Source organism: Aquabacterium sp. (assembly GCF_048860245.1).
Lineage (GTDB): Bacteria > Pseudomonadota > Gammaproteobacteria > Burkholderiales > Burkholderiaceae_C > Aquabacterium.
On record NZ_JBLIZW010000048.1, the window covers coordinates 47316 to 61114 of the forward strand.

At 61.3% G+C, this 13799-nt stretch carries 10 protein-coding genes; all 10 read right to left on the bottom strand.

The window, feature by feature from the left end:
* Nucleotides 1–59 precede the first annotated feature (59 nt).
* The 10 genes from ACMV18_RS05520 to ACMV18_RS05565 are packed head-to-tail and all read right to left on the bottom strand — an operon-like array spanning nt 60 to nt 13795.
* Complete coding sequence (locus ACMV18_RS05520; protein ID WP_420817014.1) at nt 60–2435, bottom strand: methyl-accepting chemotaxis protein; 2376 nt, start codon at nt 2433–2435, stop codon at nt 60–62.
* 7 nt (nt 2436–2442) lie between these two features.
* Nucleotides 2443–3558: a protein-glutamate methylesterase/protein-glutamine glutaminase gene (locus ACMV18_RS05525; protein ID WP_420817015.1), complete on the bottom strand. Its 1116-nt coding sequence runs from the start codon at nt 3556–3558 to the stop codon at nt 2443–2445.
* 5 nt (nt 3559–3563) lie between these two features.
* Nucleotides 3564–4091, bottom strand: a complete 528-nt coding sequence (locus tag ACMV18_RS05530; RefSeq protein WP_420817016.1) for a chemotaxis protein CheD — start codon at nt 4089–4091, stop codon at nt 3564–3566.
* On the bottom strand, nt 4078–4875 hold the full coding sequence (locus ACMV18_RS05535) for a CheR family methyltransferase (RefSeq protein ID WP_420817017.1): 798 nt from the start codon (nt 4873–4875) through the stop codon (nt 4078–4080). Before ACMV18_RS05535 ends, ACMV18_RS05530 begins: the two co-directional genes overlap by 14 nt.
* Before the next feature lie 31 nt (nt 4876–4906).
* Nucleotides 4907–5449 carry a chemotaxis protein CheW gene (locus ACMV18_RS05540; RefSeq protein WP_420817018.1) on the bottom strand — a complete coding sequence of 181 codons (543 nt, stop codon included), beginning with the start codon at nt 5447–5449 and terminating at the stop codon, nt 4907–4909.
* 1 nt (nt 5450) lies between these two features.
* Nucleotides 5451–8264 (bottom strand): methyl-accepting chemotaxis protein, encoded by a 2814-nt coding sequence (locus ACMV18_RS05545; protein WP_420817019.1) that lies wholly within the window; start codon nt 8262–8264, stop codon nt 5451–5453.
* A gap of 40 nt (nt 8265–8304) precedes the next feature.
* Nucleotides 8305–10956 carry a methyl-accepting chemotaxis protein gene (locus ACMV18_RS05550; protein WP_420817020.1) on the bottom strand — a complete coding sequence of 884 codons (2652 nt, stop codon included), beginning with the start codon at nt 10954–10956 and terminating at the stop codon, nt 8305–8307.
* A gap of 5 nt (nt 10957–10961) precedes the next feature.
* On the bottom strand, nt 10962–13103 hold the full coding sequence (locus ACMV18_RS05555; protein ID WP_420817021.1) for a chemotaxis protein CheA: 2142 nt from the start codon (nt 13101–13103) through the stop codon (nt 10962–10964).
* Nucleotides 13100–13390 carry an STAS domain-containing protein gene (locus tag ACMV18_RS05560; RefSeq protein ID WP_374257833.1) on the bottom strand — a complete coding sequence of 97 codons (291 nt, stop codon included), beginning with the start codon at nt 13388–13390 and terminating at the stop codon, nt 13100–13102. The genes ACMV18_RS05555 and ACMV18_RS05560 overlap by 4 nt, the downstream gene beginning before the upstream one ends.
* A 39-nt stretch (nt 13391–13429) precedes the next feature.
* Entirely contained in the window at nt 13430–13795 is a 366-nt protein-coding gene (locus ACMV18_RS05565) for a response regulator (protein ID WP_374257832.1), read from the bottom strand.
* Nucleotides 13796–13799: the final 4 nt, after the last annotated feature.

Genomic DNA, 13799 nt, shown 5'->3' on the forward strand with positions numbered 1-13799 from the left:
AAGGAATGCAATGCGAGATGCCGCGATGATACGGCGTCCAGCTTGGCGACCGTGCCGCTTTAGCCGCGCTGACGAACGTCTCGCGGCGGATCTTTCGGCAATGCGCTGCAAATGAGCAGGTTGTCGTCATGCTGCTGCACGAACGCGATCATGCCCATCATTTCCAGCGTCTCCGGGTCGCAAGACTGGTACTCCACCCAGTCGTGCGACATTTCGGCGGCGCGCCACAGGGCTTCCTGCAGCAGGAAGCCATCGGTCGACGCCAGCATGGGCAGGTGCTGACCCGCCATCTCAGGCTCATCGCTCTTGAAGAGATAGGTCCCTTCACGGTCGATGCCAAACACGAACAGGTCCCGGTCCCGGAACGGGCCATCGGGTTGATGCAATTGCTCCAGCGCCCCGTCCAGACCGCGCTCCATGATCAACAGATTGGCGTTGATCACCAGGTCTTTGGCCTCGTCTGCGCCGCCGTGAGCCAGGTGAACGCCCTTGACCGAATCCGTGAGGCCATCGGCGCGCTTCATCAAGGTCTCGGTGGCTTTGTAGGCCTGGTCGATGACTTCGGTGTTTTCGCGCGTCAGGTTGTCCAGGTTATCGAGTGAGTGGCTGATTTCTTCGAGGGTTTCACGCTGCTGAGAGGTGGTGTTCGACAACACCGTCACCCGACTGGCAATGCCGTGCACGCCTTTTACGACCTCACCCAGCGTGGCAGACAGCTCCTGAATGTGCCGCGTCCCGTCGCCCACGTGCCGGGTCGACGCTTCGATCAAGTCACTGATTTCGGCAACGGCCTGCGCACATCGCTTGGCCAGTTGGCGAACCTCGCCGGCCACGACCGCAAAACCAGTTCCGGCCTCGCCGGCTCGGGCGGCCTCCACCGCGGCATTCAAGGCCAGCATGTTGGTTTGCAACGCGATCTCCTCGATCATGTTGACGACCTCACCCATGCGCCCGGCCCCTTCTTCGATCGCACGCATGGTGTCGACCGCTTCCGGCATGGATGCCGCGCCCGCTTCAATGGTTTCGTTGACCTGTTTGACCGACAGCGCAAGGTGCTCGGCTGCATCGGCTCCGGCGTCAACGACCCCATGAATCCGACGAATGCGACTGGTGACTTCCTTCAAAGATTGCGATTGCTGCTCGGTGCGCTGCGCCAACTGCACCGTGTCTTCACTCAACTCTTTGCCGGCCATGGCCACCAGCACCGCGTGGCTGCGAATCCCCGACACGAGTCTGGAGAGCTTGCTGGCCATGTCCTCCATCACGGCGCCCACATGCGCCAGTTCATCAGCCCCATCCACACGCCGGGGTGGGGTCAGGCGCCCCTGGCCCATCTCGTCAATGTTGTAGGTCAGCTTCTTCAAGGAACCCAGCAACGCCGAATGCATGGCCAGCACGGCATAGCCCAGCACCAGAAAATCCAGCAACACCACCAGGATGTAGCCCGCGATCACCCGGTACTGATGATGCAGCCGCGACTCCAGCCGCTCGGTCAGGCGCTGTTGCAAGGTCTGGTTCAGCGTCATCAACCCTTGCAGAACCTGGCTACCACGCGCCATGACGTCCTGAGCCGACGCATTGGGTTGATCCGCTCGCAGGATCTTCACGGTTTCAGCGGCGTACTGGTCCATGAGTTGCTGCGTGGTCACCCAGCCGGCTGAGGGCATCTGCCCCGCCCGTTGCGCCGCATCGAACATGTACTGCATGTCCACGACCTGATCCACCACCTGCTTGGACAAGCCCAGCACCGCACGCTCATCGGCCGCAGACACCACGCCACTGCCCAAAATGGATGCTGCTTCACCATGCATTTGTGACACCGTCTCCATCAGTGGGATGTAGCGGTCCACCAAGGCCACAATGAGGAAATACGTTGCGGGCTGCGGGTCCATCAGCAGATATGACTCTTCACCCGCGATCAACAGCAGATGTCGCAAGGACTGCACCTGCTGCGTGTGTGCCGCAAACACCCGCTCGGCCTGCTGCTTCTTACCAAGGGCATCCACGGGCTTGCTGCGCGCATCCATCAAGGCCATCAGGTTTTGCTGGATGCCTTGCCATTTGTCCACCATGAGCGGCGAGCCTGACTGCTTCATGGCCGCGTCCAGTTCACTGATGGCCGCTTTCAGTTGCTCGACGGTTTGTGCTGGCTCGCCAGCAGGCAAAGACACGCCTGCGGCCTCCATGTTCGACAAGCTGCGGTGCCGCTGGGTGTAATGCACGACCTCCGTGATCTTGGGCAGCCAGTGCACGCCCTGAATCTCGTGTCGCGCCACGCGCATGGTCTGGACCTCACTCCAGATGCCATAGCCACTCAAGCCCAGCACAATGATGAAGGCCAGGATGCTGAGTGTCGCAATCTTGACCGACAGGTTCCGGCTCCGCATGAGGTTCATGCCCGGATCCAGCAAGTGCTTGAGCAGTGCTTTGTTCATCGCAATATCAGGAGTTGGCCGACGACAGCCCGACGCGCCGTTGTGCAGCGCGCAGCAGCCACCCCGGTATATCGTCCAAGGAAACGACATCCTGAGCCCCGCCTTGCCGCAAAGCTTCCTTGGGCATGCCGTACACCACGCTCGACGCTTCGTCTTGCGCGGCCGTCAGCGCCCCGGCGGCACGCATGTCCTTGAGCCCCCGAGCCCCATCATCCCCCATGCCCGTCATGACCAGCCCAATGGCATTGGCCCCGGCACATTGCGCAACAGACTTGAACAGCACATCGACACAGGGCCGGTGGTGATTCACGACCGGGCCGTCAAACACCTCGGCAACATACTGGGCGCCGCTGCGCTTGAGGCGCATGTGCTTGCCGCCCGGCGCAAACAGCACGCGGCCGTTGATGACTCGGTCGCCATCCTTCGCCTCCATCACTTCGAGGGCGCACAAGGTGTTGAGCCGTGCGGCCAGACTGGCCGTGAAGTTGGGGGGCATGTGCTGCACGATGACCATGCCGGGTACGGTGCGGGGCAAACGGGTCAGGACGGCCTCGATGGATTGCACACCACCGGTCGAGATGCCGATCGCGATGACCCGATCCGTCGTCTCGACCATGGCCTCTGCCCCGGTGTGCGTCACAGGTGGCAGGACGTGCGTCACGGGACGCGGTGCACCGGGCTTCATCGGGGCTGCGCCCGCAATCGTTCGGCGCAAGGCCGACAAGTTGGCCTTGGCTGCTGCTTTGACGGCCGCCACGATGCCGTTGCCGTCGTCTTCCAGAAAGGCCTTCAGCCCCAGTTTGGGCTTGGTCACAAACCCCACAGCCCCTGCAGCCAGCGCCTGCATGGTGGTCTGTCCGCCCTTTTCGGTCAGGGTCGAGCACATCACCACCGGCGTCGGACGCTCCGCCATGATCTGCTTGAGAAAGCTGATGCCATCCATCCGGGGCATCTCTACATCCAGCACGATGACGTCGGGCCAATTCTGCTTCATGCGTTGCATGGCAAAAATGGGATCCGATGCCGACCCCAGCACCGTCAACCCGGCCCCCGTGAGCAAATCGCCGAGGTGCTTGCGCACCACCGCCGAATCGTCCACGATCATGACTTTGATCTCACTCATCACTCTCAGCCTTTGGTGGGCACGCGCGCACACCCTCGTGTCATCGTCACCTGACCTTGGGCCAACTCGATCGCGACATTGCGCGGCTCATTGCCGCCCACATCCACGCACTGGAGTTGGAACCCGTAGCGGTCAATCAGCGACCATGCCTGCTCCACATTGCGTTCACCAATGTTGAACTTGACTTTGACCTCATTGGGCATGGTGTCGGCACCGCCGTACAGGTGCACTTCGTAGTCTTGTGTTTTTGTACCGGTCTTGGCAATTTCGCGCACCAGCAACTCCAGCGCCTCATCGCCAAATCGACCATCGAGCACGGCCTGAGGGGGCCGCTGGCGAGACGGCAACAGAAAGTGGCACATGCCCCCAATCTGGCGACGCGGGTGCCACAGCGTGATGGCCACGCACGACCCCAGCAAAGTCTTGACGGTGGCGCCCGTGGTGCCGAAGTACCACTGCCCAGGCAGCAAGAACACTTTCTCGCCGCTGGATGGCTTGAACCGCGCGGGCTTCTGGCTGTCAAACTCGAGCATAGATCGCAGGCTTGACTGCTACCAGCCCCGTGTTGAGGTTGCTGAGGGACTCGGAATGCCCCGTGAACAGGTAGCCACCCGGCTTGATCAGGGGCATGACACGGCGAACGATCTCCGCCTTGGCATCGCTCTCGAAATAAATGAGCACATTGCGCAAGAACACCACATCGAACATGCCGATGTCAGGAAGCGGCTGCATCAGGTTGGCCTGCATGAACTGCACATTAGCACGCAGCTCTTTTTTGACCAACAACTGCCCATCGTAAGGACCGTTGCCTTTCAGACAAAAGCGCTTCAGGTAGGCGGGACTGGTATTGCGCGCCCGCTCCATCGGGTAGAGCGCACGCCGTGCGGCGTCCACCATGGCGGTCGACAAATCCGTGCCGACGATTTGCCACCCCCGCGCACCGATCTTGTCTGCCAACAGCATGGCAATGCTGTAGGCCTCCTCTCCGGATGAGCTGGCCGCGCTCCAGACACGGAAGTCGCCGCCACCTGGACGTCGCTGACGCAAGAGATCGGCCAGAAACTCGAAGTGCTGTGGCTCGCGGAAGAAGTAGGTTTCATTGGTGGTCAGGCGATCCACCACCTTGACCAGTTCAGCCTGGTCTTTGCCCTTGATGACCAGGTCCACATAGGCATCCAGATCACTCAGGCCCCGCTCACCTGCCAGCTTCTGCAGGCGGCCAATCACCAGTTGACGCTTGGCCGGCACCAGCTTGATCCCTGAGATCTGATGGAAAGCTGCCGCGACGGCATCAAACGATTGCTGCGACAGTTTCATCCCTCAATCCCTTGTGCCGACTCGGCGGCCATCAGTGGTGTGCGTATTCCGCGATCAGGGTGGTCAGCGTTTCACGCGCCAGCACCCGCTCCAAATCCAGCACCGACAAAATCGTGCCCTTGGCCTTGGCCATGCCCAGCAAGAACTCTCTGGGCATGGGCGTCCCCAACGGCGGAACGGGCTCGATGTCGTCCTCGGTCACTTCCAGCACTTCCGAGACCCCATCGACCAGCAGCCCGACGACCAACGGACCGTCGGAATCACCATGGCCCACCGTCACGATCACCACGCTGCTGCGCCGACCAATCTGCGCAGGCTCTTGTCCGATCCGCGCCTTCAGGTCGATCACGGGGACCACCGCACCTCGCAGGTTCATGACCCCTCGCACAAACGGTGGGGTCAAGGGCAGGGGCGTGATCCGCCCCACTTCCAAGATCTCGCGAACCTGCTCGATGCTCACCACATGCGTATCCTGTCCGACCAGCAGGCAGAGGTACTGCCGCGTCAGCACGCCATCCGACGAAACAGGATGACCATGTTGATCCAGCACAGCAGGCAGGGATGCATGACTCATCTCACACCTCACGCAACTGGAAGTAGGACATCAGCTGCTGCAGGCTGGTGGCCTGCGCGGCCAGCTCTTCAGACGTGGCCGACAGTTGCTCGGCGGCCGATGCGTTCTGCTGCGTGGCGCCATTGAGGTGATCCATCGCGCTGTTGATCTGCGCGACACCATCAGACTGCTCCCCGCACGCTGCGGCAATTTCCTGGACCAGCTCGCTCGTCTTGTTGATGGACGGCACGATTTGCTGCAAGAGGCCGCCCGCGCGCTCTGCCAGCACCACACTGGAGCCAGCCAGTTGGCCAATTTCCTGAGCCGCGACCTGGCTGCGCTCCGCCAGCTTGCGCACCTCGGCCGCCACCACCGCAAAACCACGGCCATGCTCACCCGCACGCGCGGCCTCAATGGCGGCGTTCAGTGCCAGCAGGTTGGTCTGGTACGCGATGTCGTCAATGATGGAAATCTTCTTGGCAATGTCCTTCATCGCATCGACCGTGTGCGTCACAGCCTGACCACCTTCTACCGCTTCCTGCACGGCCTTGGCCGCCATGCCATCGGTCACATTGGCGTTGTCCGCGTTCTGGCTGACGGAAGCTGCCATTTCTTGCAGCGAGGCACTGGTCTGCTCAACGCTTGCCGCCTGCGATGCCGCCGACTGCGACAAGGATTGCGAGGTGTCCGACACTTGGGCTGCGGCCGCTGTGAGCTGATTGGCCGACTGCCGCACTTCCACAATGGTCTCACTGATGGTGTCGATGAGGCCGTTGAACTTCTCACCCATCATGCGGAAGAAGGGCTCCTTGCCTTCCAGGTTCATGCGCTGCGAGAAGTCGCCCTTGTTGGCCCCGTCAACCAGGTCAGAAATTTCCTTTTCGGCCAGCACTTCGGCCGTACGGTCTTTCCACTCGACCACCGTGCCCAATCGCACCCCTTGTGGATCGACGATCGGATTGGCGGCCAGCGAGAAGGTCAAACCACTCAGGGCAATCTGTGTCTTGTGCTCGCTCTTCAGGCTGCCCAGGATGTTGCGCTGGTGCGCCGGATTGCGATGGAAGCTGTCAAAGCTGCTGCCCACAATCCGGTTGGCATCGAAATGCGGCAAGGACTGGCGCAGGGCCATTTCATTGCCACGCAGCATGGCGAGCACCGCGTCGTTGGCGTACACGATTTGCCCATCAGCATCGGCAATCATCAAGTTGGTAGAACAACTGTCGAGGGCCTGACGCACACGTGCGTTTTCGGACGCCAGTTGCGCCTCACGCTCACGTGCGGCCAACTCGTCGGTCATGTCTTTCCACTCGACGACAGTGCCCAGGCGAACGCCTTGTGCGTCCATCACAGGCGTTGCGGCCAGATCAAAGCGGCGACCACCCACACTCAAGCGCGTCTGGTAGGTGCTGGTGAGTCGATCCAGCACCGCACGCTGGTGCCCGGGTGACTTGTGGAAGTCATCCATGTTGCTGCCCACAATCCGTGTGGCATCGAACTTCGGCAAGGCGGTCCGCAGATCGGCCTCCGCCGCACGCATCATCGACTGCAGCGCCTTGTTGGCGTACACGATGTTGTAGTTCGAATCGGCCACCATGACATTGGTGGCGGCGACATCCAAGGCCTGCTTGATGCGCGTGTTCTCGGCCAAGACGGCCGCATCCCGCTCATTGCGCTCACGCAACCCGGTCTGCATCGACTGCAGGGCTTGCATCAGCTGTGCGGTTTCATTCTGACCTTCTGTGTCCAGACGCTGCGTCAGGTCGCCCGCCTTGATGGCATCGGCGGCCGTCACGGCACGGCGAATGGGCTGCGTCACCGAGCGCACCACGGCAAAACCAATCGCAGTGGCCACGGCCAGCAGAACCAGAATCGCTGACATCAGCTTGAGTCGAGCCGCCTGCGCAGTCGTCGCACGGGCCTGCAACACCTTGTCCAACGCGGCATAGCCGGACCGGAGCATGTCGAACTGCTTGTCGACGACCTTCGTCATGTCGCCGAAGTACGCCAGCGGGTCACTGTTGAGTTCCGAGGCGCCCAGAATGCGGCTGTTCACCATGTCCAATGCCGCATCAATCTGACCCAGCGCGTCCTTGACGACACCGTCCAGAGACTTGGCAATGCTGTCATCGGCTTCGCTGGCAGCCGCCAGTTGTTTGCTCAGGTGGCGGCGGCTTTCCTGCAAGCTGAACCCCATCGCGATCAGGTCACTGCGCTCCAGATCGGTGAGCGACTTGCGCATCAGCAAGCCCGTCCCACGACCACGCAGTTGCGCCAAGCTCTCGGTGACACGCACGCCATCGATCACCAAGGCCGACTGCAAGAAGTACCCCGATGCTTCCGGATCCAAGGTCAAACCATAGCCATCGGCCAGAGACTCCAGCAAATCCGCGCTCTCAGCAATCAGCGCGGTGTGCGCCTTGAGCGAAGCAGGCGAGTCCAGCGCACCGGTTTCCACCTGCTTGGCCAGCAAGCCCCACCGAGACTTGATGGACACCCATCGGCTTTGCAGCGATTTGTTGGGCGCATTGGCAATGGCCTGCGTCACCCCGTCAATGCGGTCCGTGATCTGCTTTTGAACGTCTGCGCGCTGCGCTGCCATCTGCTGATTCCCCAGTAACACCAGGGTGGACAAGCCACGATGCTGTTGCAAGCCGTGCAGCAGTTCCGTCATCCCCTGCACAGCGGGCAGACCTTGCCGCTCCAGGTCAGTCGCCTCAATCTGCTTGGCCGCCTCTTGCAAGTACAGCATCAAAGGCACCACACACATCACCATCGACAAAATGCCGATGACGGCGAACTTCTGCCAAAGCATCAGTCGGGACAAAACATGTTTCATACAAGGCGCTCCGATGGCAAACCAGTTTCAGCAGAAGAAATCAGAAGGACGAGAAGTGGCTCTCATCAATGTCATGCGAGGGATTCATGGGGCGCGCCATCACCGTGGTTTGTCGATGAGGCTGATTGGAGGACGAAGACGCCGTCGCTTGCGGGGCTCGGGCAACGGGGCGCTCCATCACCTTTGCCACCGCGGGCGCCGGGACATGGTTCAAACGAGATGTTGGTGCACTGGATGTGCCGCCCGACTGACGCAACCTGAAATACGCCATCAACTCTTGCAACTGGGTTGCTTGTGCAGACAACTCTTCAGAGGTTGCCGACAACTCCTCAGCCGCCGAGGCGTTTTGCTGCGTCGCACCGTTGAGGTGATCCATCGCACTGTTGATTTGCGAAACGCCCTCGGACTGTTCGCCGGACGCGGCCGCAATCTCTTGCACCAACTCACTCGTCTTGTGGATCGACGGCACGATCTGCGAGAGCAACTGCCCTGCCCGCTCGGCCAACGCCACACTGGAGCCGGCCAACTGCCCGATCTCGTGCGCCGCCACCTGGCTGCGCTCGGCCAGCTTGCGCACCTCGGCAGCCACCACCGCAAACCCACGCCCATGCTCACCGGCCCGGGCCGCCTCGATGGCGGCATTCAGCGCCAGCAAATTAGTCTGGTAGGCAATGTCGTCAATGATGGAAATCTTCTTGGCGATCTCCTGCATCGCCTCCACGGTGCGATCCACCGCCTGACCACCTTCAACGGCCTCTTGCGCAGCCTTGGTCGCCATGCCGTCGGTCACATGGGCGTTGTCAGCGTTCTGGCTGACCGATGCGGCCATTTCCTGCAAGGAGGCACTGGTCTGCTCCACGCTGGCCGCTTGCGACGCCGCCGATTGCGACAGCGACATCGAGGTGTCTGACACCTGCGCGGCCGCGGAGGTCAATTGCTCGGCCGCAATGCGCACCTCCACAATCGTCTTGCTGACGGTGTCGATCAAGTCATTGAACTTCTCGCCCATCATACGGAAGAAGGGCTCCTTGCCCTCCAGATCCATGCGATGCGAGAAGTCGCCCTGGTTGGCACCATCCACCAACGAGGTGATCTCACGCTCTGCCGCCACCTCGGCCGTCCGGTCCTTCCACTCCACCACCGTGCCCAAACGCTGGCCTTGTGCGTCATGGATGGGGTTGGCTGCCAGCGCGAACGTCAAACCGCTGAGTTGAATCTCGGTCTTGTGCTCGCCCTTCAGGCCCGACAACAGGTTGCGCTGATGCGATGGGTTGCGATGGAAGCTGTCAAAGTTGCTCCCCACAATGCGGCTGGCATCAAAGCTCGGCAAGACGCGGCGCAGCGCCATTTCATTGCGACGCATCATGGTCAACACCGAGTCGTTGGCATAAACGATCAGGCCATTCGCATCCGCAATCATGACGTTGGTCGAACAACTGTCGAGCGCCTGTTTGACGCGCGCATTGTCGGCCGCCAGTTGGCGTTCACGCTCCAGCGTGGCCAGCTCCTGCGTCACATCACGCCACTCGGCAACCACGCCCAAGCGCTTGCCATCTTGCCCCATCACGGGGTTGAGGATCAGGTCCACACGGCGCCCGCCCAGATCCAGACGTGAGCGGTGCACCGTGCGCAACTGTTCCAACATGCCACGCATGACGGCGGGCTCTTTGTGGAACTCATCCATGTTGGCACCCACCACACGCGACGCGTCAAAGCGAGGCAGATCCTTGCGGAAGTCGGCCTCTGCCTCACGGAACATCTCTTTCAGTGAGTGGTTGGCGTACACGACGTTGTACTCGGCATCGGTCACCATCATGTTGGTGGCGGCCACATCCAGCGCCTGCTGGATGCGCGTGGCTTCATCCGCCCGCTTGCGCGTGTCGGCAAACTCGAAACCCAATCGCGTTTGCACACGCTTGAGCGACAGCATCATGTCGGCGATTTCGTCATGCCCCGAGGCATCGACCACGCCGTCGAAATTCCCCTGACCATACCGTTCCATGTGACCTTCTGCCGAGCGCATCAGCTTGGTGATGCGCTGTGCCAAACGCACGCCACCCCACAGCATCAGCGCACCCGTCACCACCGGCCAACTGATGAGCAGCGGATCCGGCTTGATCGATGCCACCACGCTGCCCGCCACGGTCAGTGCAGCCAAGACCCCGAGCATCGAGAACTTCCCGCCCACCGAGGCATGCGTCCACACTTTGGACAACACATTGATGCGCGCCAGCCCGCCCGTCTTCACCGGCTTGCCTTCAATCACGGAAATACCGGGAGCGCGGCCCTCACGGATGCGGGCATACAAGTCCTCTGCCGTCTCCACCTGCTCGCGCGTCGGGCGCGTGCGCACCGACATGTAGCCCACGACTTCCGAGCCTTCGCGAATGGGCGTGGCATTGGCCACCACCCAGTAATGGTCCCCATCCTTGCGGCGGTTCTTGACCAGCCCTGTCCAGGGTCGCCCGGCCTGCAAGGTTCGCCACAAGTCGGCAAACGCTTCAGCAGGCATGTCCGGGTGGCGAACCAAATTGTGCGGTTGGCCAATCAATTCGGAGGACTGAAAGCCACTGGCCTCGATGAAGTCCTCATTGATGTAGGTGATGCGTCCCTTGAGATCGGTCTTCGACACAATGGTCAAGCCATCACGCAACAGGAACTCTTTTTGGGTAACAGGTAGATTGGTGCGCATGATGTTCAGATCTCAGGTTGAACACGAACATGTCCTGCTGGACGTGTTGACTCAATGGCGTAATGCACAAGCGCCGGTACATCGACCACCAGGGCCACTTCACCAGACCCCAGGATGGTGGAGCCCGCAATGGCTCGCAAATGACGGAACAGACTGCTCAATGGCTTGATGACGGTTTGATACTCGCCATGCAGCTTGTCGACGATCAGGCCGATGCGGGTCTGGCCATCGCGCGCGACCACGAGGCTGCGCCGCCCCGCAGGAGGCGGCTGCAGTCCATGCAACCTCGCCAAGTCAAAGAAAGGCAAGACCTCGCCGCGTAGGTTGAAGTAGCCCACGCCCGGCTGTGGCGACTGTGCACATTCGGGCGGCACATCAATGCACTCCGACACCACCTCCATTGGCAGCACGTAGTAGGTGTCCCCCACACAGGTCAAGAAGCCATCGATGATGGCCAGCGTCAAAGGCAAGCGAATTTGCGTCGTGGTGCCACGGCCCCACTCGCTGGCGAGTTGCATTTGGCCGCGCAAGCCTTCGATGCTGCGCTTGACCACATCCATGCCCACCCCGCGTCCCGAAATGTCGGTGACCTGATCTGCCGTGGAAAAACCCGGCGCGCAAATCAGCTGATCGATCTCGTGCTCGCTCAAGGACTGCTCGGCAGAGACCAGGCCGCGCTCCATCGCCTTGCGTAAGATGCGTTCACGGTTGAGCCCGCGGCCATCGTCACTGACCTCGATCATCACCTGCCCACCTTCGTGGTACGCATGCAGGGCCAGGGTGCCGCGCTCCGGCTTACCTGCCGCCAGCCGCTCCTCGGGCGTTTCCAGACCATGATCCAGACTGTTGCGAACCAGGTGCATCAGCGGGTCGGCAATCACCTCGACCATGGACTTGTCCAACTCGGTCTCGGCACCGGTGATGACCAGGTCCACCTGCTTGCCCAAGTTCTTACTGACGTCCCGCACCACACGGTGAAAGCGGGCAAACGTTTCCCCAATTGGCACCATGCGCAAGGCCAGTGCCCCATCCCGCGCCGACTCCACCAGGGTGCGGATGCGCAAGGCGGCCTCCGCAAACGTTGCGGAGCCTTCCTGCTGCGCCACCAACTGGGCACCCGAGCTGGCAATCACCAGTTCGCCCACCAGGTCGATCAACTTATCCAGCTTGTCGGCCTGCACACGCACAAACCGCGGGTCGTCTGACGCGCGACGGTCTCTCGATCCTTTGCGGCGGTCACCCTGACCGGTTCGGCGATCGCTGGGTTGGGCATCCAGCAGAGGCGTCACCTCAGGCTCATCAGACGATCCACTCACCGTCACGGACTCGACGACCACCGGCAACATGGCCGGCGCTGGCTGTGACTCGGCTTCCGTCGACAGCAGCGCAGCTTCGCCGCCCAACGGCTCGATCACCAGCTCACAGTCATCCACGGCAAACTCGAACACACTGACGATGGAGGCGCGGTCGCCCGTGGTTTCGTAAACCGCTTCAAAACCCAGGTGGCAGTCCTCCGCGTCCAGCGCCTCAATGTCTGGCACGCTGTCATCCAGCAATCGCACGCTGCGCAGGGTCCCTTGCGTTCCCATGTACCGCAGGAAGGACAGAGGGTCGAGACCATTGCGCAGCGCATCTTTGCCAAACTGCACCCACACGCGCCACAAGCCTTCCAGCTCATCCGCCTGAAGTGCAGCCAACTCCGCGGCCGGCGACGACGCAGTGACCTCTGCCCCACCACCGAGCAAGGCCATCAACTGCCCCGACAGCTCCACACTTCTGGCGCTGATCTCCGGATCACCGTCGTGGGACTCCACATCCCCCAACAGCATCTCCATCTGATCGCGACTGGCCAACAGCAAGGCCATGGCCTCGTCGTTCAATTGATATTGGCCGGACCGCACTTCCTCCAGCAAGGTTTCCACACTGTGTGTGAAGCTCACCACGCGGTCGCAGCCAAACAGCCCTGCCGTCCCCTTGATCGTGTGCGCTGCCCGAAAAGCCGAGTTCAGCGTTTCGGCATCGTCAGGAATCTCATCCAGCGCCAGCAACGCTGCCTCGAACTGCTGCAGCATTTCGCGCGCTTCTTCCAGAAAGCCTGCACGCGCTGCCGCCAGGATGTCATCGTCGCTCATGTCATGCACGCTCATCGCTGCTCCTCATGCGCGCCTGGGTGCAACGTGGCATCCAGTCCATAGAGGTTCAGGACCTCCCTGACAGACGATGACAAGGGGTGCAAGCGCAACTCCAGCCCACGCCGGGCCAGGCCACGCTGCAGCGCCAACAACAACTGCAAGCCAGCACTGTCCAACTCGGTGATGCCACTGACATCCACCTCCGTTGTCCCCATATCAAGCAGCGGCAGCACCGATTCACGATGCTGCGCAATGGAATGGATCGTCCATTCTCCAGACAGTGCAGAACTGTGGTCGCTCACGGGCGCATCCCTCCGGGCTGAGTCAGATCCATCCGGCGATCACGCCGCGCACAACTTCGCAACGGCATCCACCAACTGGGAGGGCTGGAAAGGCTTGGTCACCCACGCCCGCACACCCGCCGCACGCCCCTCGGCCTTCTTGGCCTCTTGCGACTCGGTGGTCAGCATGATCACCGGCGTGAACTTGTAGTTCGTGGTTTTCAAATGTTTGACAAACGTCAGGCCGTCCATGCGGGGCATGTTCACGTCGCACACAATCAGGTTGATCTTGCGACCGTCCAGCTTGGCACAAGCGTCCATGCCGTCAACAGCCTCGATGACCTGATAGGCGGCCTTCTGCAAGGCCATCTTCACGACCTGGCGGAAGCTGCCAGAGTCATCAACAATCAGGATGGTTTTACTCATGATG

Excerpts from the sequence above, each read along its gene's own strand:
- ACMV18_RS05520 (WP_420817014.1), bottom strand. The coding sequence starts at position 2,435 with ATGAACAAAGCACTGCTCAAGCACTTGCTGGATCCGGGCATGAACCTC.
- ACMV18_RS05525 (WP_420817015.1), bottom strand. The coding sequence starts at position 3,558 with ATGAGTGAGATCAAAGTCATGATCGTGGACGATTCGGCGGTGGTGCGC.
- ACMV18_RS05530 (WP_420817016.1), bottom strand. The coding sequence starts at position 4,091 with ATGCTCGAGTTTGACAGCCAGAAGCCCGCGCGGTTCAAGCCATCCAGC.
- ACMV18_RS05535 (WP_420817017.1), bottom strand. The coding sequence starts at position 4,875 with ATGAAACTGTCGCAGCAATCGTTTGATGCCGTCGCGGCAGCTTTCCAT.
- ACMV18_RS05540 (WP_420817018.1), bottom strand. The coding sequence starts at position 5,449 with ATGAGTCATGCATCCCTGCCTGCTGTGCTGGATCAACATGGTCATCCT.
- ACMV18_RS05545 (WP_420817019.1), bottom strand. The coding sequence starts at position 8,264 with ATGAAACATGTTTTGTCCCGACTGATGCTTTGGCAGAAGTTCGCCGTC.
- ACMV18_RS05550 (WP_420817020.1), bottom strand. The coding sequence starts at position 10,956 with ATGCGCACCAATCTACCTGTTACCCAAAAAGAGTTCCTGTTGCGTGAT.
- ACMV18_RS05555 (WP_420817021.1), bottom strand. The coding sequence starts at position 13,103 with ATGAGCGTGCATGACATGAGCGACGATGACATCCTGGCGGCAGCGCGT.
- ACMV18_RS05565 (WP_374257832.1), bottom strand. The coding sequence starts at position 13,795 with ATGAGTAAAACCATCCTGATTGTTGATGACTCTGGCAGCTTCCGCCAG.